General features: G+C 65.1%; 18 protein-coding genes, 4 pseudogenes and 1 riboswitch. Of the genes and pseudogenes, 4 read left to right on the plus strand and 18 right to left on the minus strand.

Annotated elements, in window-relative coordinates:
- The 5 genes and pseudogenes from NW75_RS16915 to NW75_RS16930 all read right to left on the minus strand — a co-directional run.
- The coding region (locus NW75_RS16915; RefSeq protein WP_033966336.1) for a glucose PTS transporter subunit IIA at positions 1-1,508 on the minus strand (1,508 nt) is incomplete at its 3' end.
- Positions 1,509-1,550: 42 nt separating this feature from the next.
- Positions 1,551-2,708 carry an N-acetylglucosamine-6-phosphate deacetylase gene (nagA, locus tag NW75_RS16920; RefSeq protein ID WP_033966366.1) on the minus strand — a complete coding sequence of 386 codons (1,158 nt, stop codon included), beginning with the start codon at positions 2,706-2,708 and terminating at the stop codon, positions 1,551-1,553.
- A pseudogene (locus NW75_RS23980) lies at positions 2,705-3,761 on the minus strand (SIS domain-containing protein). The gene nagA and the pseudogene NW75_RS23980 overlap by 4 nt, the downstream one beginning before the upstream one ends.
- Before the next feature lie 50 nt (positions 3,762-3,811).
- Positions 3,812-4,480, minus strand: coding sequence for a copper homeostasis protein CutC (locus tag NW75_RS16925; protein WP_231565272.1), 669 nt, complete (start codon positions 4,478-4,480; stop codon positions 3,812-3,814).
- Positions 4,481-4,565: 85 nt separating this feature from the next.
- Positions 4,566-5,567 (minus strand): N(4)-(beta-N-acetylglucosaminyl)-L-asparaginase, encoded by a 1,002-nt coding sequence (locus NW75_RS16930; protein ID WP_033966337.1) that lies wholly within the window; start codon positions 5,565-5,567, stop codon positions 4,566-4,568.
- Positions 5,568-5,740: 173 nt separating this feature from the next.
- On the opposite strand from NW75_RS16930, the gene NW75_RS16935 reads away from it, so the two are divergent.
- Entirely contained in the window at positions 5,741-8,776 is a 3,036-nt protein-coding gene (locus NW75_RS16935) for a TonB-dependent receptor domain-containing protein (protein ID WP_033966339.1), read from the plus strand.
- 49 nt (positions 8,777-8,825) lie between these two features.
- Here NW75_RS16935 and NW75_RS16940 read toward each other — a convergent pair whose 3' ends face one another.
- The 7 genes and pseudogenes from NW75_RS16940 to NW75_RS16960 all read right to left on the minus strand — a co-directional run bounded on the left by NW75_RS16940 (position 8,826) and on the right by NW75_RS16960 (position 14,321).
- Complete coding sequence (locus NW75_RS16940; RefSeq protein WP_033966342.1) at positions 8,826-10,106, minus strand: arsenic transporter; 1,281 nt, start codon at positions 10,104-10,106, stop codon at positions 8,826-8,828.
- Positions 10,106-10,546 carry an arsenate reductase (glutaredoxin) gene (gene arsC / locus NW75_RS16945; RefSeq protein ID WP_033966344.1) on the minus strand — a complete coding sequence of 147 codons (441 nt, stop codon included), beginning with the start codon at positions 10,544-10,546 and terminating at the stop codon, positions 10,106-10,108. Before arsC ends, NW75_RS16940 begins: the two co-directional genes overlap by 1 nt.
- A complete protein-coding gene (locus NW75_RS16950; protein ID WP_033966346.1) occupies positions 10,543-10,896 on the minus strand; it encodes an ArsR/SmtB family transcription factor in 354 nt (117 codons plus the stop codon). The genes arsC and NW75_RS16950 overlap by 4 nt, the downstream gene beginning before the upstream one ends.
- Before the next feature lie 90 nt (positions 10,897-10,986).
- Positions 10,987-11,307 carry a TonB-dependent receptor gene (locus tag NW75_RS27500; RefSeq protein ID WP_269430346.1) on the minus strand — a complete coding sequence of 107 codons (321 nt, stop codon included), beginning with the start codon at positions 11,305-11,307 and terminating at the stop codon, positions 10,987-10,989.
- A gap of 134 nt (positions 11,308-11,441) precedes the next feature.
- Positions 11,442-12,848 (minus strand): annotated as a pseudogene (locus NW75_RS16955) (TonB-dependent receptor plug domain-containing protein); the annotation flags it as partial.
- A gap of 260 nt (positions 12,849-13,108) precedes the next feature.
- A riboswitch (cobalamin riboswitch) is annotated at positions 13,109-13,328 on the minus strand.
- A gap of 94 nt (positions 13,329-13,422) precedes the next feature.
- Positions 13,423-13,692: a hypothetical protein gene (locus tag NW75_RS28370; protein ID WP_443024494.1), complete on the minus strand. Its 270-nt coding sequence runs from the start codon at positions 13,690-13,692 to the stop codon at positions 13,423-13,425.
- Entirely contained in the window at positions 13,650-14,321 is a 672-nt protein-coding gene (locus NW75_RS16960; protein WP_443024495.1) for an MBL fold metallo-hydrolase, read from the minus strand. Before NW75_RS16960 ends, NW75_RS28370 begins: the two co-directional genes overlap by 43 nt.
- Before the next feature lie 67 nt (positions 14,322-14,388).
- On the opposite strand from NW75_RS16960, the gene NW75_RS16965 reads away from it, so the two are divergent.
- The 3 genes from NW75_RS16965 to NW75_RS16975 are packed head-to-tail and all read left to right on the plus strand — an operon-like array spanning position 14,389 to position 16,030.
- Entirely contained in the window at positions 14,389-14,748 is a 360-nt protein-coding gene (locus tag NW75_RS16965; RefSeq protein WP_052192472.1) for an ArsR/SmtB family transcription factor, read from the plus strand.
- Positions 14,717-15,250, plus strand: a complete 534-nt coding sequence (locus NW75_RS16970; RefSeq protein ID WP_033966347.1) for a rhodanese family protein — start codon at positions 14,717-14,719, stop codon at positions 15,248-15,250. The genes NW75_RS16965 and NW75_RS16970 overlap by 32 nt, the downstream gene beginning before the upstream one ends.
- 15 nt (positions 15,251-15,265) lie before the next feature.
- Entirely contained in the window at positions 15,266-16,030 is a 765-nt protein-coding gene (locus NW75_RS16975; protein WP_033966349.1) for a sulfite exporter TauE/SafE family protein, read from the plus strand.
- A 62-nt stretch (positions 16,031-16,092) separates the two neighbouring features.
- Here the strand turns inward: NW75_RS16975 and pnp are convergent.
- The 6 genes and pseudogenes from pnp to rbfA form a co-directional block, all read right to left on the minus strand.
- Positions 16,093-18,467 (minus strand): annotated as a pseudogene (gene pnp / locus NW75_RS16980) (polyribonucleotide nucleotidyltransferase).
- A gap of 174 nt (positions 18,468-18,641) precedes the next feature.
- Positions 18,642-18,911, minus strand: a complete 270-nt coding sequence (rpsO, locus tag NW75_RS16985; RefSeq protein WP_010406799.1) for a 30S ribosomal protein S15 — start codon at positions 18,909-18,911, stop codon at positions 18,642-18,644.
- 19 nt (positions 18,912-18,930) lie between these two features.
- Positions 18,931-19,913 (minus strand): annotated as a pseudogene (truB, locus tag NW75_RS16990) (tRNA pseudouridine(55) synthase TruB).
- Positions 19,910-20,614, minus strand: coding sequence for a site-2 protease family protein (locus tag NW75_RS16995; protein WP_033966351.1), 705 nt, complete (start codon positions 20,612-20,614; stop codon positions 19,910-19,912). Before NW75_RS16995 ends, truB begins: the two are co-directional and overlap by 4 nt.
- 16 nt (positions 20,615-20,630) lie before the next feature.
- A complete protein-coding gene (locus tag NW75_RS17000; protein WP_033966353.1) occupies positions 20,631-21,209 on the minus strand; it encodes a thymidine kinase in 579 nt (192 codons plus the stop codon).
- Between the two features lie 48 nt (positions 21,210-21,257).
- Positions 21,258-21,659: a 30S ribosome-binding factor RbfA gene (gene rbfA / locus NW75_RS17005; protein WP_033966354.1), complete on the minus strand. Its 402-nt coding sequence runs from the start codon at positions 21,657-21,659 to the stop codon at positions 21,258-21,260.
- Positions 21,660-21,745: the final 86 nt, after the last annotated feature.

Here is a 21,745-nt window from a genome sequence, read left to right on the forward strand (position 1 = left end):
CCAAGCTGGGTGGCGGAGGGGGCGGTGTGGAGCAGGCCGTTGCTCGCATCGAGAATGACGCGGGTGTCGTCGGCGATATCCAGCACGTCGGGGCCGATCGCGACCAGCGCAGGTAAGCCCATGGAGGCAGCGAGGATCGCGACATGCGAGGTCGGACCACCCTTGGCGATGCACAGGCCGGCCAGGCCCTCGGCCGAGCCGATCAGATCGGACGGCATCAGGTCTTCGGCAATCAGGATCGTGCCTGCTGGGTAAAGCTGCGTGCTCGTCGCTACTCCCAAAAGGTGCGCGAGCAACTGGCGTTCGAGATCGCGCAGATCGTCGGCGCGTTCGGCGAGATGCGTGTCGCCCCCGGCGCGCAGCGCATCGGCTTGCGGGCGGATTGCCGCGCGCCAGGCAAAGCCAGCGCTCTCGCCGCGCGCAATTCCGGCGCGAGTCGCGTCGATCAGGGCCGGGTCGTCCAGCAACGCGGCGTGGGCCTCCAAAATAGCACGCGTCGGGCCGTGTGCCGTGGCGGCCTGACGTGTCATCTCGGCCGCAAGCGCGGCATGAGCGGCGGTGAAGGCGGCTTGTTCTTGCGCCACGCCGCTGCCCATCGGCAACACTTCGGGGTCGATCGCGCGGTGATGCCGCACTGGGCCGATCGCAAGACCGGGGGCCGCCGTCACGCCGACAAGTGCGCCTTCGGGCACATCGGCATTACGCGGCGCGATCGGTGGCGGCGCGGCAGGCGCGGGCGCTTCGTCCATGCCGCCGGAGATCAGCGCGACCAGCGCATCGAGCGCAGCGGTGCCGTCGCTGCCCTGCGCGGCCAGCGTGATCGTGTCGCCATGCCCAATGCCGAGTGCAAGTAGCCCGGTCGGGCTGAGCGCCGATGCAGTGCGCGCGTCCTTGCCGATCGTAATCGAGGCACCGAAGGCGCGGGCGCAGGCGGCAATGCGGGCGGCCGGGCGGGCGTGGATGCCGTGGGGCAGGTCGATGCGCAGTATGCGGCTTTCGGTGGCCGCATCGATGTCGGCGGATTCGCCCGTCGTGCCCTCAGCCGAAGCGACTTCGTGCACCATCATCAGCGGTGCACCGACGAGGATCGGGCCAACGCTCGCACGGTTGGTAATCTGATAGCCCTCGCTCTCGACGAGCAAGATCGGCGTGATCACGGCAGGGGCTTCACGCACCAGCAGATCGAGATCGAAGTCGATCAGTGCGTCGCCCGTAGCGACTCGGTCCCCGGCGCGCACATGCGGGGTGAAGCCGCGCCCGCCCAGCCCGACGGTATCGATGCCGAGGTGGATCAGGATTTGCGCGCCGTTTTCAGCTTCGATCGTCAGCGCATGGCCGGTCGACTGCACGCTGACGATGCGCCCGGCGCAAGGCGCATAGAGGCAGTCGCCCGTCGGATCGATCGCCAGCCCGTCGCCCAGCATCCGCCCGGCAAACACCGCATCGGGGACATCGTCCAGCGCAGTGACCCAGCCTTGTAACGGTGCGGACAGCACGATCGACGCCATGGTTTCTCCTCAAACGGGGCAGGGACGCGCAGGCGCGAGAGGTCAGGCAGGAACGGGCTCGGACCGCGCCGTTGCCGCAAGGTCTCCGCCAACAATGGTAGCGGTCGGGTGGAAGGCGGCGTCGAGCTGTACCCAGTCGGCGCGCTTGCCTGGTACGATCACCCCGCGATCCCGCGACAGGCCGAGGAAGGCGGCCGGATGGGTCGCCGCCATCGCCGCTGCGCGCTCGGGCGCGATGCCGAGCCGTGTGATCGTGTTGCGCACCGCGCGCGCCATGTCGAGATCCGACCCGGCCAGTGTGCCGTCGGCCCCGAGGCAGCGACCGCCCTCGACATGGATCGGGCGGCCCTGCAGCAGGAAGGTGGTTTCGGCGGTGTTGACGCACGGCATCGCGTCGGTGACCAGCATCATGCGATCCGCCGGGCGCGCGCGCAGCGCGATGCGCAGCGCGGCATCATCGACATGGAAACCATCGACGATCAACCCGCAATAGACCGACTGGTTGTCCAGTGCCGCGCCAACCGCGCCGGGCGCGCGCTGAATGAGCGGCGACATGGCGTTGAACAAATGGGTGACCCCGGTCACACCGGCGGCGAACCCCGCCGTCGCTTCGGCATAGGTCGCGTTGCTGTGACCGAGGCTGACGAGCACGTCGGCGCGTGCCAACGCCGCGATACGGTCGGCGGGCACCAGTTCGGGCGCGATCGTGACCATAACGCGACCGCGACGTGGCCGCATCAGCAACGCCATCAGCGTATCGTCGAGCGTTACGAAGCGCGCGGCATCGTGAATCCCTTTGCGCGCGACGTTGATCACCGGGCCTTCGATATGAACGCCGACGACACCCGGTACGCCCGCCGCGATCGCGGCGTCGGTCGCTTCCAGCGCCTCGCCGATGACCAATGCCGAATCGCTGATCAGCGTCGGCAGGAAGGCGGTGGTGCCATAGGGACGATGCGCCGCACCGATCGCTGCGATCCCGTCGACGGTCGGTTCGTCGTTGAACAACACGCCGCCGCCGCCGTTGACCTGGGTGTCGATGAAGCCGGGCATCACCCAGCCCCCGTCAAGATCGACCGCGCCGGGGGTGGCCCGGTCCATGATCGCGACGATGACACCAGCCTCGACGTCGATCGTTGCGGCGGACAGGATTCCGCGCGGCGTGACGATATGGCCGTTTACGAAAGCATGAGACGTCATAGCGTACGGGTAACCTTGCTGAGATGACTCGGCGCGTCGGGATTGTACCCGCGCGCGCGCGAAAGCGCATCGGCCATGCGATAGAAGCTCTGGATCATCAGGATCGGCTCGATCGCGGGGTTGGCGGCGAGCGCGGGCGGGGTGCCCGCCCCGTCGCGCGCGCGTCGGCCAGACTGACGATCGCACCGCGCGCGGCAAATTCCGCCGCAACCGCGCGGACGCATCGCCGATGACATCGGAGGTGGCGAAGGCGACGATCGGAAAGCCGCTACCGACAATTGCCATCGGGCCGTGGCGCACCTCGGCCGAGCTGAAGGCTTCAGCATGAAGCCCGCAGGTTTCCTTTAGCTTCAACGCCGCTTCCTGCGCGACCGCGAGGCCAAGCCCGCGCCCAATGACGAACAGGTTGGTCGCCTCCTGCAGGCTCGCGCCGACGCCGCTCCAGTCCAGCGCCCAGGACCGTGCCAGCGCATCGGGCAAGCCCGCTACGGCGCGGCGCAGCGTGTCGTCCTCGGTCCACTCCGCCACCAAGGCGGCAAGCGCGGCTAACGACGCGATGTAGGATTTGGTCGCAGCGACCGACCGCTCGACCCCGGCCGACAGCGCGATCACCGTATCGGCGGTTTCGGCGAGCGGGGAGGTGGCGTCGTTGACCAGGGCGACGACATGCGCGCCCGCCGCCTTTTGCGCGGCCACGGTGGCGAGCAAGTCCGGGCTGCGCCCGCTTTGCGAGATGGCAATGCACAGCGCATGGCCCTGTACGGCGGGCGCGGCATAGACCGAGGCGACCGACGGTGCGGCCGACGCCACCGGAATGCCGGTGCGCGTCTCGATCAGATATTTGCCATAGGTGGCGGCGTGATCGGATGATCCGCGCGCGCAGGTCACGATAACCGCAGGCGGGGCTGCGCGCAGCTTCGCACCGAGCGCGGCGAAGGCCGGCCCATTGGCGGCGAGCATGCGGGCGACGGCGGCACCGGCCTCCGCCGCTTCCTGGAACATCAGCGTCGGGCCCGAAACGGGCGGAACGGTCGTGGATATGGTATCGTGCATGGCTGGTCCGATTGCTATCTCAACCGGGATAGGTTTTATATTGGTATTACTCAAGCTGCAAAATGCACCAGTTGCGCGAGCGCCGCGACGCGATCGGCATCGGTATCACCGTCCTGCGCCGCGATGAAGCCGAAGCGGCGTTCCGGAACATCCGGCGCGATCTCGCGCGTGGCGCGGCAGGATGCGTGGAGTTCGGCAATGCCGGTCGCCAACAAGGCGGGCGCGGTCTCGACCGTCACGCCGCTGCCCGCGAGGATGATGATCCGCCCCGCCGCCTGCCTGTGCAAGGCGGCGAGCGTTGCCACACCGTCGATCGCGCGCGGCTGCCCGCCCGAGGTCAGGATGCGATCGAACCCCAAGGCCACCGCCTGCTCGAGCGCGGCGAGCGGATCGGGCACCAGATCGAACGCGCGGTGCAAGGTGAGCGATAGCGGCGCACCGCGTTGCTGCCCGAGCGTTCGGGCATGCTCGATCCAGCGCGCGAGCGCAGCGGTATCGAGCTGCCGGTCGGCGGCGCTCGCGCCGATCACGACACCGGCAAGCCCGGCCTCGGCGGCGGCGCGAATGTCGTCGGCAATCAGCGCTTGCTCGGCGGCATCATGGATAAAGCCGCCCGCGCGGGGCCGCGCCAGCAGATGCACGGGCAGAGGCACTGCAGCTGCCGCGCGGATCAGCGAACCCGGCGGGGTCAGCCCGCCGACCGACAGCGCCGCGCACACCTCGATCCGGTCGCTCCGCCGCGAACCGCCGCCTCCAGTCCCGCAATCGTTTCGACGCAGACTTCGAGCATTCTGCCGGTTGTGGTCACGCCTGGAATAGCGACGCTCCTTTATGTACCACAGTACGCCCTGCCATGTCGGTGACGGCATAGGTGAAGCCCGGCAACAGGCAGAACGCGCCGACATTGCCGTGCGGATCTAGCGCAAGGAACCCGACCTGTACGCCGCGAATGGCGTCGCCGCGAAGCTTGGCAATATGCTTCACCACCTCCTCGCACGCCTCCTGCGGGGAGCGTCCAGCGCGCATCGACGCGATCACGCGGGCAGTTCCCGCAATGCGCGTCACCTCCTCGCCCAATCCGGTCGACGTCGCGCCGCCAACGCCCGCTTCGACGAACAGGCCGCTGCCGACCTGCGGCGAATCGCCGACGCGGCCGCGCATCTTGAACGCCATGCCGGAGGTTGTGCAGGCACCGGCGAGCCGCCCGCTGGCGTCGCGCGCGAGCAGCCCGATCGTGTCATGGTCGAGTGCGCCGCCGGGCGTGCGGGTGGTACGGTTCTCGCTATTCGCCTCGGGTTGGTAATGCGCGGTCTTGAGCCATTCGCGCCACGCCTTTTCCGATTCGGGGGTCAGCAATTTACAATAAGGAAAGCCCTGATCCTTGGCGAAGCGGGTCGCGCCTTCGCCGACCAAAAGCGTGTGCGGGGTCTTTTCCATCACGCGGCGCGCGACCGAAATCGCATGCATGGTATCTTCGAGCGCGGCGACCGCGCCGACCCGGCCCGTATCGTCCATGATGACCGCGTCGAGCGTGACGTGCCCGTCACGATCCGGATAGCCGCTATAGCCGACCGAATGGTTGTTTGGGTCGGCTTCAGGGACCATCGCCCCGGCTTCGACCGCGTCGAGCAACGATCCGCCGCTGGCCAGCTTCGCAAAAGCAGCGTCGTTTGCGGCCGCGCCAAAGTCCCAGGTGGAGACAATTTGCGCGGCAGGGCCGGACGTTATGTCGGCCAAAGCTTTGGCGGCGGGCAATGCGCCGGCGGCAACGCCCATCATGGCGAGCAAGGATCTTCTACTGGTCATGGTCACCCCGGTTCATTCTTTATGTACGATCATGACATGGGCGCATAAAATGTCAAAATAGGTTTGGTGTGGTATCAATTAGGTATTGACGGTTTGCCAATTTGAATAGAACCTCTTGTCACGGTGCCGTAACGCAAAACGCGGGCGGCATGTGTAATTAGGGGAAATTTTTCATGATGCTCCGTCACTCTGTATCCTTTGCTGCGCTGGGCGCGGCGCTGGCTTTCGCCGCGCCTGCGATGGCGCAACAGGCCACCGCCGACGATCACGTCTCGAAACCGGATGCAGCCGATACGACGCCCGCAGACGGCGATATTCTGGTAACCGGGACGCGCATTTTGCGTCCGAACATCGCATCGGCCGCGCCGATCACCACGGTGACCGCGCAGGACATCAAGGCGCAGTCGCCAACCAATATCGAAGAAGTGCTGAACCGCCTCCCGCAGATCGCGCCTGACAGCCAGCAAAATTACCAGGATTCAGACGGTCGCCAGCGCATCAAGCTGCGCAGCCTCGGCTTTGAGCGCACGCTGGTGCTGGTCGACGGCAAGCGTTTGGGTACGCAGAATGGTGAGGATGCGGGGATTATCCCGGTCTCGCTGATCGATCGCGTCGACGTGCTGACCGGCGGTGCCTCGTCGGTCTATGGCTCGGACGCGGTTGCAGGCGTCGTGAACTTCGTTCTCAAGCCCGATTTCAAGGGCATCCGGATCGACGGCAATTACAATTTCTACAACCACCAGAACCGCGCGAACATCGTCACGCAGCAAGCGCAGGCGTCGAGCTTCCCGACCAATACCGGGATGGTCAATGACGGTGGCCGCGCCGATGTGACGTTGACCGCCGGTACTTCGCTGTTTGGCGACAAACTGAAAGTGTCCGGTTTCGTCAATTATAAGCATCAGGATCTGGTGCCGTACGACGCGCGATCGACCTCGGCCTGCCAATTGGTGCAGACCGGCACCGATGGCCCGCTCAGCTGCTCGTTGTCGTCCTATTCGGTCAGCGGTTACATCTCGCCGCGCTCGGGGGCCAATAACGGGACGGCTTATGTCAACAATCCGGACGGCACGCGCACCTTCGTTCCCTATGGCGCGGGTGCGGGCAATGCGGCCAACCCCTATGATGGCTATTCGTACCAGCGCGCCTTCACCCGGGTGAACGCCGGTGGATTCGCGACGCTGAAGCTCTCGCCCGCGGCGGAAATTTACGGGTCGGGCATCTGGTTCCGCGATAAGTCGACCAACCGCTTCCCGACCCGCGTGTTTGCTGCCGCCAATTACGGGTCGGACCCGTATCAGGTGAACTGCAACAACCCGTTCCTGTCGGCGTCGCAGGCATCCGCGATTTGCGGGGCTGCGGCCGGAACCGCGACGCTCGCGCCGATCGATGTGCGCTATCGCTTCAATGTGCCGTATCTGACCGACACCTATATCAATAGCGCCATTCGCGCGACGGGCGGTGTTCGCGGCAAGATCGGCGATGCGTGGACCTATGACGTTGGCGGCGTCTACGCGCGCAACCAGCAGGATTACATGCCCGCCTCGCTGCCGCAATTTGCCAACGTCAACCGCTCGCTCAACGTGGTCAACGTCAATGGCACGCCGACCTGCGCCTCGGTCGTCGATGGGACCGACAAGAATTGCGTACCGTTCGATGCGTTCAAGGCGGGGAACAGCAACCAGGCGCTGGTCAATTATCTGTATAGCGGTCTCGCGACCGAGAAGCAGACCACCGTTGGCATTCTGTACGATGTGCAGGCCAACGTGACCGGCGACCTCGGCAAATATGGCATCAAGTCCCCCTTCGCCGATCAGGGTCTCGCCTTTGCGGCGGGTGTGGAATATCGCGAGGATCGTCAGTTCTCGACCGCGAATGCGGCATTCCGGGCCGACAATGGCGGATCGGATTCCGACCTCCGCCAACATGTCTGGGAAGGCAATATCGAGCTTCAGGCACCCTTGGTTCAGCACAAGCCCTTCATCGAAGAGCTTCAGGTGAATGCCGCCGGGCGTCTGTCCAAATACAGCTCCAACCCCGACAAATTCACGACGTGGAAGCTGGAAGGGTTGTACGCGCCGGTTCGCGACATCGTGTTCCGCGCCTCCTTCAACAAGGCGCAGCGCGCGCCGACCGTGGTGGAAGCGTATCAGGCCAGCAACATCAGCTATTCGCGTCAGGGTGGGTCGCAGAACGATTTCTGCGCACCCGTGCCGCGTCAGATTGCTGACCCGGCCAATCCGGGCAAGACCATCACCACCACCGCGCCGCTCGCTTCGCGGGAGGTGTGCCGTGCGACTGGCCTGTCCGATTCGCTGTATGGAAGCGCAACGCTGCTGTGCCCGAACGACCAATGCACGGTCCGTTCGGGTGGCTTCACCGCAGCGCCCGAAACGGCCTATACCCAGACCTATGGCATCATCTTGAAGCCGCGCTTCGTCAAAGGCTTGGTGTTCTCGGTCGATCGCTATCGGATCAAGATCAACAACTCGCTCGGCTATAATGACGATAGCTATTACACCGATGGCTGCCTGCGTTCGAACGGGGATCCGTTCTTCTGCTCGGGCATCGTGCGCGCCGCCAACGGCACGCTCTATGCTGCGGCCGGCACCAACCCGACCAGCGGCTTCATCCGCGCCGGCACGACCAATTATTATTTCTCGATCGCGCGCGGTTGGGACTTCCAGTCGCAATATGCGCTGGGTCTGGGCAAGGTTGGCCGGATGGATCTGAGCTTCAACGGCTCGCTGACCACCTTTGCCGGTGGCCAGGATTCGCCGCTGCAGCCCGAGCGCAATTGCGCGGGCTATTACGGCAATGGCTGTGGCCAGTTGCTGCCGAAGTGGAGCCACGCCCTGCGCGCGACCTATGTCACGCCGGATGATGGCTTCAACGCCTCGTTCAACTGGCGCTATGTCGGGTCGCTCACCAGCGCCAACAATTCGGGCGATCCGGCGATCGGCGGCACGCCTGACCGGGTGCAGAAGACCTTCGGCTATATCGCCCCGGTCAGCTACTTCGATCTCGCGCTGACGTTCAACATTGCCAAGCGCTACAGCCTGCGCCTGATCGCGAACAACCTGCTCGACAAGGCCCCGCCGATCCTGGCGAATTCGTACAATATCAGCCTGGCGCGCAACAACACGATCCCGGCGCGCTATGACAGCCTGGGTCGCAACCTCGCGGTTGGCTTCACGGCGAACTTCTGAACGATCCTCGGAGGGAGCCCTGTGGTGCTCCCTCCGCTCTTTCGATCGATCACCCCAACCGCAGCGCCAGCGCCGCAAGCGTCACCAGCAGGATCGGGATGGTGAGCGTGACACCCACCCGAAAATAATAGCCCCAGCCGATCCGCACATCCTTTTGCCCAAGCACGTGCAGCCACAACAGGGTGGCGAGCGAACCGATCGGGGTAATCTTGGGCCCCAGATCGCAGCCGATAACGTTGGCGTAGATCATCGCCTGCCGGACCGCGCCGGTCGCGTGCGTGGCGTCGATCGACAACGCCCCCACCAATACGGTTGGCATGTTGTTCATAACCGAGGACAAGATTGCGGCGAGCAACCCGGTGCCGAAGGTGGCACCCCACACCCCGCCTTGCGCGGCGTGATCAAGCGCGGTGGCGATATAGCCGGTCAGTCCGGCATTCTTCAGGCCGAACACGACCAGATACATACCGAGCGAAAACACCACGACTTGCCACGGTGCACCGCGGATGACCGCGCCGGTTTGGATCACATGGCCGCGCCCGGCGATGACGATCAGCACCAGCGCGGCGAGCGCGGCGGTGGCGCTGATCGGGACACCGATCGGGTCGAGCAGAAAGAAGCCGACGAGCAGCATCGCCAGCACCACCCACCCGGCGCGAAAGGTCGCCGCGTCGCGGATCGCATCTGCGGGTTTGCGCAATTGGGTGACATCATAGTCCGCCGGAATATCGCGACGGAAGAACAGCAGCAGCGCCCCGAGCGTCGCGGCGATCGCGGCGAGATCGACCGGCACCATCACCAGCGCATAGTCCGCAAAGCCGAGCTTGAAGAAGTCGGCCGAAACGATGTTGACGAGGTTGGAAACGACCAGCGGCAGACTGGCGGTATCGGCGATGAAGCCCGCCGCCATGACGAACGCCAGCGTCGCCTTGGTTCCGTAACCCAATGCGCGCAGCATCGCGAGCACGATCGGCGTCAGGATCAGCGCCGCGCCATCGTTGGCAAAGAGCGAGGATACCGCCGCACCCAGCAGCACCACCAGCGCGAACAGCCTTTTGCCGTTGCCGCCGCCCCAGCGTGCGACGTGCAACGCCGCCCATTCGAAGAAACCGGCGGCATCGAGGATCAAGCTGATCAGGATGATCGCGACGAACGCGCCCGTCGCATTCCACACGATATTCCATACCACCGGGATGTCGGCGAGGGTGATCGCGCCTGCCAGCAACGCGACGATGGCACCGCCCATCGCGCTCCAGCCAATGCCAAGCCCGCGCGGTTGCCAGATGACGAGCGTAATCGTCGCGAGAAAGATCAGAACGGCGGTGAGCATCAGCCGACGCGCTGGCCGTGCGCGTCGATTACTTGCTCGCCATCTTCCTTGGTGAACGCCCCTTGTTGCGGCGCAGGCAGCAAATCGAGCACCAACTCGGACGGGCGGCAGAGCTTCACGCCGAGCGGCGACACCACCAGCGGGCGGTTGATCAGGATCGGATGCGCCATCATCGCATCGACCAGCGCGGCGTCGCTCAGGCTCTCATCGTCCAGGCCAAGCTCGGCATAGGGCGTGCCCTTTTCGCGCAGCAGATCGCGCGGGCGCATTCCGGCGCGGTCGATCAACTGCTCCAGCAGCGCGCGCGATGGCGGCGTCTTGAGATATTCGACGACGTGCGGCTCGATCCCTGCGTTGCGGATCATCGCCAGCGTGTTGCGCGACGTGCCGCAGGCCGGATTGTGATAGACGATGATATCGGTGGCGATCGGGTCGGTCATGCGTGTCCCTCCTTAGTACAGCGGCTGCGCAGCACGGTGTCGGCGAGCTGCCCGCAAATCTCCGGATTGCCGTCGCAGCAATCCTCCATGAGATATTCGAGTAAGCGCGCCATGCTGTCGTGCCGCGCGGAATAGATGACCGAACGCCCATCGCGGCGACTCGATACCAATTGGGCGTGCGACAGAATCTGGAGATTGGTCGACAAGCTATTGGCGGGAACGTCCAGCCGCCGCGAGATCTCGCCCGCCGCGAGCCCTTCGGGACCGGCCTGGACCAGCATGCGGAACACGCTGAGCCGCCCGGCATGGGCGAGCGCGGACAACGCGGAGACGGCGGTATATATTTCCATAGTTCTACTATAATAGAATTATGGAGTGATGCAAGGGCCTGCTATGGCGCTCCGTCATCCGGGGCGGTGCCCGGATGACGGAGCTGGTGCTCAGAAGCGGGCGCGGACGCCACCGTAAACCGCGCGGCCCGGATTGGCGAAGCTGAACACGTCCTCATAATGCGCGTTGTTGAGGTTCTCGATCCGGCCGAACAGCGCGAAGTGCTTGGTCAGCTTCACGTCGCCATTGAGGTTGAGCAGCACATAATCGTGCAGCCGTACCGTGACCGGAACATAGGATGGATCGGTAAACGCCACGTCGCTGGTATCGCCATTGTAGCGCGCGACGGCGGTAAAGCCGAAGCGATCGTGCGGCGCGCGCCACCCGAGCGCGACGCTGGCGATATGGCTCGGGCGGCGCACTTCCTCCATGCCATTCTCGCGCGCGTGGAGATAGGTATAGGCCGCGTCGATCCGCCACGCGGTGCCGATGCGGGCGTGAGGAACGCCTCGACGCCGTGTTGGCGTGATTTGGTGGTGCGGTTGGCGGGTGTGGCGACGAAATTGGGTGCCGGATAGGTGGTGTAGATCTCATCCGACAAACGGCTGTCGAAATAGGTCGCGCCGATCAGCACATGGCCGTCGACGAAACTCTGCTCGATCCCGGCTTCCCAGCCCTCGGAGCGTTCCGGCTTCAGGCCCGGATTGCCGATGAAGCGCCCGTCGCTATAGCCGTAGAGTTCATAAAACCCCGGATTTTTCACGCCCGATCCCGCCGCTGCGCGAACCCGCGTACCGCTGTCGAAGCGATAGCTGCCCTGCACGCGATAGGTGGTGGTGTCCTGGAAGCGGTTGTTGAGGTCCTGCCGCAGCGACGCGCCGAACGCCGCATGCTCGCCCAGCGTCAGGTCATATTGTCCGACGATGCCGACATTGTCGACTTGCCGCCGCCCGGTGAAGGCAAAGCCGGTCGGATCGGTATTGCGATAGCGTTCGCGTTCGATATCGACCGCGACGGTAAACTGATGGCGCAGCGCGCCCTGGTTGAGCTTGAGCGTCGATTCATACGAGCCCTTAAGCCGCTGACCCGTGTCGCCATAGGTGCGCGCGGTCGCACCATAGCCATTGCGCGTGGTATCGGCGATTTGCCCGGTCAGCGCCTGCGTCCACTTGCCGTCGAGCAAATCGAGCTCGCCGCGCAGCAGGCCGTAAACCGCTTCGTTGATGAAATGCGCGCCCGGCGTGTCGATCGTATAGCCAAAGGTCTTGCTGGCGGAGTTGCTGTCGCTGTCGTTGAAATCGGCCTGGGTACGGGCATAGCGCGCGACGGCGGTGACGCGCGCATTGGATGCGGGCGACCACGTCGATTTGAACGACACCGCGCCCGAATCATTCCCGAGATTGCGCGTTCCCCCACGCGCGTTGGGGGTACCGCCGGTGGTGTTGAGCGTTCCCGACAGGGCATAGTCGAACGTGCCCGACACACCCGCAATGCGCGCGGCGGTGTTGACCGTGCCGAAGGAGCCACCCTCGATCCGCGCACTGATGCCTGGCGCTTCGCGGCCGGTCAGCGTGATATATTGGATTACCCCGCCGATCGCATCGGAGCCATAGATCGCGCTTTGCTGGCCGCGCAGGACTTCCACGCGCGCGACCTCGTCGGCGATCAGCGTGCCGAAATCGAATTCACCGGCATAGGGGTCGGACACTTCGATCCCGTCGATCAATACGAGCGTGTGGTTGGCCTCGGCCCCGCGCAGGCGGACTTGGGTCTGGCCGGGGATGCGGCTGACCGCGACGCCGGGCACGTCGCGCAGGATGTCGGAGACGGTGCGGGTCTGGCGTTGACCGAGCGCATCGGCATCAAGCACGGTGACCGAGCCGCCAATCTGATCCGCACGCAGCGGGGTGACGGTGGAGCGGATGCCAGTGACGACGATGGACGAAGTGTCGTCGGTCGCTTGTGCGGGCACCGGATCGGGGGGCGACCTGAGCGAAGGCGGTGGCGGGGAGCAGCAGCGCGGCGAGCGCGGCCGAGGAAAGCAAAGTCTTCATGGCGTAAACGAGTCCCTTGGGCGTCGAGCGACAAGGGCCGGGGCGTCCGCTGCGAACGGTCGGGACACGCCACCGGACGGACGCATAAGCGCCCGGCACCGCCCCCGATGCGGCCCCAGCCGCACGTTCGTCGCTCAGACGAAAAGCGTTTCGCGCCTGGCCAATCCCATGAGCCGGGCAAGAGCGACCCGCGCCGGTCGGTCTCCTGGCTCACGGGTCATCGCGCGATGCGCGCCTTCCCAGGTGGTCCGCCACGGTGGCGGGCTTTCCCAGTGGCTGCGGAGCCGTTGCCGGTTCCGCCTGCGCGTCGTGCTCGCCGCTTACAGTTGCAGGGACAGCTGCAGATTTGCACGGAGCGTGCGCACTGCATTCCCGGTACCGGCGCGAAGCTGGATGGCTCCTCGAAAGGGGCCATCACGAGGCGTGGGATAGGACGGGCGTTGCGATAAGCCAACCGATTTTCGCGGTGGTCCGTTCTGGACGCGGGCGCGGTTAGGCGGCGGCAGGCCGCGTGCCGCCGGCGAAGGTGACCGGCAGCTTCAGGAAGACGGTGCCGCCAGGGCTGGGCGGTGGCAGGGCACCCGCGCGAATGTTGACCTGAAGCGATGGCAGGATCAGCGTTGGCGCGGCCAGCGTGCGATCGCGCGCCTCGCGCATAGCGACAAAGGACTGTTCGCTCACCCCCACATGCACATGGACGTTGGCGGCGGTTTCCTCCGCTACCGTGGTTTCCCAGCGATAATCGGTGCGCGTCGCGGGCAAATAATCATGGCCGACGAACAGCCGCGTGTGCGGTGGCAGCGCCAGGATCTTGCCGATCGAGCGATAGAGCGTCGCCGCATCGCCGCCCGGAAAATCGCGCGCGCGGTGCCGTAATCGGGCATGAACAGCGTGTCGCCGACAAAGGCGGCATCGCCGATCAGATAGGTGCTGCAGGCGGGGGTGTGGCCGGGCGTATGCAACACGCCGATCGACAGGTCCCCGAGCGGCAAATGATCGCCTTCCTTGAGCAACAGGTCGAACTGGCTGCCATCGGGCGCAACATCGTCAAGCTCGAACAGATCGGCAAAGACATGCTGAACCGCCGTAATGTGGGCGCCGATCGCGATCTTCGCGCCGGCGCGGTGCCGGATATGGTCGGCCGCCGACAGATGATCGGCATGGGCGTGCGTTTCCAGCACATAGACCAGATCCAGCCCCTGTTCCGCCACCGCCTGCAGCACGGCATCGGCCGACGCCGTGGACAGCGTGCCGCTCTTCGGTTCGAAATCGAGCACCGGATCCACGATCGCGGCGACGCCTGTCGCGGGGTCGCTGACCAGATGCGTCGCGGTGAAGGTCGCTGAGTCGAAAAAGGTCTGCACATGGGGATTGTGGTTGGGGCGGGGCATCGTTTTGGCTCCTTCTCGTCGCAATATAAGATATTGCTAAATTAGATTCAATGAATATATTGAGGCTATGGCTGACCCGACCACTTTCGACCCTGCGCGATTCGAGGCGAATGCGACCGCTGCGGCCAAGCTGCTGCGGGCGCTGGCGAACGAACGACGGCTGATGATCCTGTGCCAATTGACCGGCGGCGAGCGCTCGGTTGGGGAATTGCTGCCGCTGATCGGGCTGTCGCAATCCGCACTCTCGCAGCATCTCGCGGTGCTGCGCAGCGATGGGTTGGTGGCGACCCGGCGCGAGGGCGTGTCGATTCGCTATCGCATCGCCGATCCGGCGGCCGCGCAGGTGCTGGCGACGCTCGCGACCATTTTCTGTTCCGATGATGTGGAGACGTCCCATGCCGAAACCCTTGCTTCCGCTGACGCCTGAGGCGGTCGAGGCGCGCCTGCGCCAAGGTCATGCGCTGCTGATCGACATTCGCGAGGACGACGAATTCGCCCGGCGGCATATCGCCGGCTCGGTGTCGTGCCCGTTGTCGCGCTTCAGTGCAGCGGCCTTGCCCGAACGGCCCGGGATCGACGTGGTGTTCCTGTGCCGCTCGGGCATGCGGACTGCCACCAATGCCGCGCGGCTGGCGGCGCCGGTGGCGGGGCAGGGCTATGTTCTGGAAGGCGGCCTCGACGGCTGGGCGCGCGCCGGTTTGCCGGTCGAGGCGGACCGCAAGGCGCCGTTGGAGATGATGCGCCAAGTCCAGATCGTCGCTGGATCGCTGGTGCTGATCGGGGTGTGCCTGGGCTGGCTGGTGGCACCGGGCTTCTTTGCGCTGTCGGCCTTTGTCGGTGCGGGGCTGACCTTTGCAGGCATTAGCGGCTTTTGCGGGATGGCGAAGCTGCTGGCGCTCTTGCCGTGGAACCGGACGGCTGCGCTGTAATCGGAGGAGAGCGTCATGATCTCCTATCCGGCCGCGATCCTCGGTGGCGCGGTGATCGGCCTGTTGCTGTCGGTGTTCGGCGGTGGCGGGTCGGTGCTGGCAACGCCGTTGCTGCTCTATATCGTCGGCATCCGCGATCCGCATGTCGCGATCGGCACATCGGCGGCGGCGGTCGCGGTCAATGCCGCGGTCGGGCTGCTGGTGCAGGCGCGTGCCGGGCGGGTGAAATGGCCGTGCGCACTGGTCTTTGGCGGGGCCGGGCTGACCGGCTCGCTGATCGGCGCGCATATCGCCAAGCAAATCGATGGCAGCCAATTGCTGATCTGGTTCGCGCTGGCGATGGCGCTGGTCGGAGGATCGATGCTGCTGCCGCGCAAAAGGGAGGGCGATGCCGGTGTGCGGTTGAACGCCGCCATCACCCTGAAGCTTGCCCCCGCAGGCGCGGTGACCGGGTTGGCCGCGGGCTTTTTCGGGATTGGTGGTGGCTTCCTGATCGTGCCGGGTTTGATGGCGGCGACGGGCATGACGCTGGCCAATGCGGCTGCCTCTTCGCTGGTGTCGGTGGTGCTGTTCGGCGCTGCGACCAGTGCGAGTTATGCGGCGTCGGGGCTGGTCAATTGGCCGGTCTTCGCCGCGCTGGTTGGCGGCGGGGCGATCGGATCTGCTCTTGCCATTCCGGTCGGTCGCGTGCTGGCGACGCGGGTTGCGGTCGCGCGGGTCGGCTTTGCGCTGATGGTGCTGGCGACCGCCGCTTATGTTGCCTGGCGGGCGCTGCGATAGCGCATAAGAATAGGGGCCCCGATCGCTCCGAGCCCCTTCTTCCTCCGTAAGAGCCGGAGGTTTTAGTCGCGGTCACCGGTCAGGAAGGCCGGCGCGAACTCGGGCGCGGGGCCGTCGTCATTGCCGCCTGAACGCTCTGCACGGGGTGCGCGCTCGCCGCCGCCATCGCGACGCGGGCCACGGCCACCGTCGCCATCACGGCGCGGACCACGATCACCACGGCCTTCGCCACGACCACCGCCATCGCCACGCGGGCCACGGCCGCCGTCACCATCACGACGGGGACCGCGCGGACCGCGATCGCCACCTTCGCGCGGTTCACGCGCCGGGCGGGTGTCTTCGATCTCGCACCGGTTTCCTGGTCGACGACGCGCATCGACAGGCGCACCTTGCCGCGCGGATCGATCTCGAGGACCTTGACCTTGACGTCCTGGCCTTCCTTGAGGACGTCCGCGACCTTCTCGACTCGCTCGTTCTTGATTTCGGAGACGTGGACGAGACCGTCCTTGCCACCCATGAAGTTCACGAACGCACCGAAATCGACCAGGTTGACGACCTTGCCGTCATAGACCTTGCCGACTTCGGCTTCCTCGACGATGCCCTTGATCCACTTGATCGCAGCTTCGATCTGCGCGGTGTCGGACGAGCTGATCTTGATCAGGCCCTCATCGTCAATGTCGACCTTGGCGCCGGTCTGCGCGACGATCTCGCGGATCACCTTGCCGCCGGTGCCGATCACTTCACGAATCTTGCTCTTGTCGATCTGCAGCGTCTCGATGCGCGGGGCATGGGCCGAGAGTTCGGTGCGGGTCGAGGCGAGCGCCTTGTTCATCTCACCCAGGATATGCGCGCGGCCTTCCTTGGCCTGCTCCAGCGCCTTGCGCATGATCTCTTCGGTGATGCCGGCGATCTTGATGTCCATCTGCATCGTGGTGATGCCGGCTTCGGTGCCTGCGACCTTGAAGTCCATGTCGCCCAGATGATCCTCGTCGCCGAGAATGTCCGAGAGAACCGCGAACTTCTTGCCTTCCAGGATCAGGCCCATCGCGATGCCCGAAACCGGGCGCTTCAGCGGCACACCGGCATCCATCATCGACAGCGAACCGCCGCACACCGTCGCCATCGACGACGAGCCGTTCGACTCGGTGATGTCCGACAGAACGCGGATCGTGTAGGGGAACTCGTCCTTCGACGGCAGCACCGGGTGCAGCGCGCGCCAGGCGAGCTTGCCGTGGCCGACTTCACGACGGCCCGGCGCGCCGAAGCGGCCAACTTCACCGACCGAGTAAGGCGGGAAGTTATAGTGCAGCATGAAGTTTTCGTAGGACAGGCCGGTCAGGCCGTCGATCATCTGCTCGGCGTCCTTGGTGCCGAGCGTGGTGGTGCAGATCGACTGCGTCTCACCACGCGTAAACAGTGCCGAGCCGTGTGCGCGCGGCAGGAAGTGGACGATCGCCTCGATCGGACGGATCTGCGTGGTGGTGCGGCCATCGATGCGCTGGCCGTCCTTCAGGATCGCGCCACGGACGATTTCGGCTTCGAGCTTCTTGACGAGCTTCTGCGCGGCCATCTGGTCCTGCGGCGCTGCATCGGCAAAGGCTTCCTTGGCCTTGGCGCGCGCGGCGTTGAGCAGGTTCGACCGCTCGGACTTGTCGGTCACCTTATAGGCGGCGGCGATGTCCTTGCCGATCAGCTTCTTGAGCTTGTCCTTGGCAGCCGAGAGATCGGCCTGAGCGGCCATTTCCCACGGATCCTTGGCAGCCTGTTCGGCCAGATCGATGATGAGGTTGACGGCTTCGCGGCACGCCTTGTGCGCGAACTGCACGGCGCCGAGCATGACCTCTTCCGAAAGCTCCTTGGCTTCGGATTCGACCATCATCACGGCTTCGCCGGTCGCGGCGACGACGAGATCGAGATCGCCTTCCTTGACCTGGTCGAGCGTCGGGTTGAGCACATATTCGCCATCGACATAGCCGACGCGCGCTGCGCCGATCGGGCCCATGAAGGGCACGCCCGAAATGGTCAGCGCAGCCGAGGCGGCGACCATTGCGAGGATATCGGGCTCGTTTTCGCCATCATAGCTGAGCACCTGACAGATCACGTTGATCTCGTTGTAGAACCCTTCGGGGAACAACGGGCGGATCGGGCGGTCGATCAGGCGGCTGACCAGCGTTTCCTTTTCGGTCGCGCCGCGCTCACGCTTGAAGAAGCCACCGGGGATGCGGCCGGCAGCCGAATATTTTTCCTGATAGTGAACGGTCAGCGGGAAGAAATCCTGGCCTTCCTTCACCGATTTGGCGGCGGTCACGGCGCAGAGCACCACGGTTTCGCCGAGCGTTGCCATAACGGCGCCATTGGCCTGGCGCGCGACGCGGCCGGTTTCCAGCGTCAGCGTCTTGCCACCCCATTGGGTGGTCACGGTCTTGGTATCGAACATCTTTTTTCCTTCAACACCGCCGGCCGGATGCCGACGGGGCCACTGTGCGGACTAGCCGGTCCGCGCGGTTTGGAGCCTTTCGTGGCTCCCCTGCCATGCCGCCGGAGTGCGGAATGGCGAAAGAGGGACATATGAAAACGGCGCCGCGAGGGCGCCGTTTCCGTACTGGTCGAGTTACTTGCGCAACCCGAGTTTGGCGATGAGGTCGGTATATCGCGCGCCGTCCTTGTGGCGGAGATAGTCGAGCAGCGAGCGCCGCTTGTTGACCATCATCAGCAGGCCGCGCCGCGAGTGATTGTCCTTCTTGTGGCCCTTGAAGTGCTCGGTCAGGTTGCGAATACGCTCGGTGAGGATCGCGATCTGGACTTCGGGGCTGCCGGTGTCGCCTTCGACGCGGCCATGTTCCTTGACGAGCGCGTTCTTGCGCTCTGCAGTGATCGTCATGTTCTTTCCTTCGACATCGTCACAGGTTGAAACCGCGAATGACGCGGACCTCGCGGTCCTGAACCTCCACCAGGGCGACCGGACTTTCGTCCAGCATCGCGAAGTAGTGGCCATCATCTGCGGCGATCCCGATCAACACCCGCCCCTGTCGGAGCAGCCCTGCCTGATCGGGGGAGAGGGATAGAGCCGGGATGTCGTCCAGCCCCGCCCTCAACGGCAGGAGATTGTGTTCAAGGGTGCGCGCATTACCGAAATCGGCCAGTTTGTCCAGCGATATTGCGTGGTCGAGCGTGAACGGGCCGGCCTTGATGCGACGGAGCATGGTGACATGGCCGACCGTGCCGAGCGCCCGGGCGATGTCGCGCGCGAGGCTGCGGATATAGGTGCCTTTGGAGACGTGGGCGGTGAGGGTGATGGACTCGACTTCGTCACCCCGGACGTGTTCCGGGGTCCACTCTTCAGCCTGCAAGGTCGCTACGTGTTGCGGGGTGGACCCCGGAACACGTCCGGGGTGACGGACAAAGAGGTTGTGAATTATGATCGACCGTCCCGCCAGCACCACGTCCGCCCCCGCGCGCGCCAGATCGTAAGCGCGCTCACCATCGATCTTGAGCGCGGAATAAGCGGGTGGCACCTGCTCGATCGGCCCGGTGAAACGCGGTAGCACCGCTTCGATCTGGGCGAGGGTGGGGCGCACCGCGCTCTCGGCAATGACTTTGCCCTCGAGGTCGAGCGTGTCGGTCTCCACGCCGAACCCGATCGTGAAGTCATACACTTGTCGCTGTCGAGCATCCGCCCGGCGAGCTTGGTCGCTTCGCCGAGCGCGATCGGCAGGACGCCGGTCGCCAGCGGATCCAGCGTGCCGCCATGCCCGACCTTGATGCCGCGTTTGCTTGCATCATAACCGGCGGCACGCAGCGCGCGCTTTACCGCCGAGACGCCCTGGGTCGACCCAAGGCCCAAAGGCTTGTCGAGGATCAGCCAGCCATGCAGCCCGGTCATGCCGCGCCCAGATTGGCGATGCCGAAGAAAAAGTCGGTGGCGGCACCCGCAATGGGAGCGACGAAGCGGTGCACGATATCAGTCTGCGGGCTGATCATCGGCAGGACGAACAGCAGCACGAGCAGCAGCGGAAAGCCGTAGCGGGCGAGCTTCGCATAGTGGATCGCGGCGGCGCGCGGCAGCAGGCCCTGCACGACATGCCCGCCATCGAACGGCGGCAACGGGATCAGGTTGAAGATACCGAGAAACACGTTGATCTGCAGGAAATTCCCGAGATTATCGACCGCGAAGCGCGCCAGGGTGAAGGGGGGCACCGGGGCTGGAACGCCGTGCAGCACGAGCAACAGACCCGCCAGCACGAAGGCCGTCAGCGTCGCCAGCACGAAATTGGTCGCCGGGCCTGCCAGCGCCACCAGCATCATGTCGCGGCGTGGGTTGCGCATCCGTCGTGCATCGACCGGCACCGGCTTGGCCCAGCCGAAGATCGGTACGTGTGCGATCGCCAGCACCATCGGCAGCAGCACGGTGCCGATCGGATCGACATGGCGCAGCGGGTTGAGCGTCAGGCGGCCGAGTCGCTCGGCGGTGTGGTCGCCGAAAATGCGCGCGACATAGCCGTGCGCGACTTCGTGAAACACGATCGCGATGACGAGGGGAATGAGCCACACCGCGATGGTGTAGGGCAGATTGGGGTCGGTCATGGGGGTCCGTTCGAAATCAGGCGGCGGCGAGCGCTTCGCTGAAATGGCGACGGCACAGCGCAATGTACAGGTCGTTGCCGCCAATCTCGGTCTGCGCGCCCGCCGCGACCGCGCGGCCATCGGCCCCGACGCGCAAGTTCATCGTCGCCTTGCGCCCGCACGCACAGACCGATTTGATCTCGATCAGCGAATCCGCAATCGCCAGCAGGCGCGCCGAACCTTCGAACAAATTGCCGAGGAAATCGGTGCGCAGGCCATAAGCGAGCACGGGAATGCCGTGGAAATCCGCCAGCGTGGCGAGCTGGTCGACCTGGGCGGCGGTGAGAAATTGCGCTTCATCCACCAATACGCAGGCGGGTGGCGCCTCGCCTTCGCGCGTGACCACGGCGACCAGATCGGTATCGCGCTCAAACGCGATCGCATCGGCGGCCAAGCCGATGCGCGAGGTGATCGTCCCCGCGGCAAAGCGATCATCGATCGCGGCGGTCAGCAGCACGGTGCGCATGCCGCGTTCGCGATAGTTGAAATCGGCCTGCAACAGGTTGGTCGATTTGCCCGCGTTCATCGAGGCGTAGTAGAAATAGAGCTTGGCCATAACGGGCAGAAAGCCGGAAGCGAGTACGATGTCCAGCGTCGTTTGTGCTCAATCCTCGATAGGGTCGCCCAAATCCCGCGCCACCTTCGGGTCGCGCAGCAATTTATCGATGTGGCTGCCTTCGTCGAAGCTCTCGTCGGCGAGGAATTTGAGCTTGGCGGCATATTTCATTTGAACGCGCGCGGCGACTTCGCGCTGGAGATAGGCGGTGTTGGTGCGCAGCGCTTTCAGCACCGCTTCCTCATCCTTGCCGAGCAAGGGCTTCATGAACACGGTTGCGTGGCGCAAATCGGGCGACATGCGCACTTCGGTGATCGTCACCGGATGCTTGGCCAGTGTCTCGTCATGCACATCGCCGCGCGCGAGAATGTCGCTGAGCGTATGGCGGACTTGCTCGCCCACGCGGAGTAGGCGGACGGAACGGGTTTCGGGCGTTTCGGTAGGGCGCATTTCTTACTCCTCCCTCTCCCCTCCGGGGAGTGACGGGTCGAACCGTCCCCCGGACGGTTCGCGACCGTGCGGGGCACGGTCGCCCC

Source organism: Sphingomonas sp. Ant H11 (genome assembly GCF_000797515.1).
In the GTDB taxonomy this organism is placed as follows: domain Bacteria; phylum Pseudomonadota; class Alphaproteobacteria; order Sphingomonadales; family Sphingomonadaceae; genus Sphingomonas.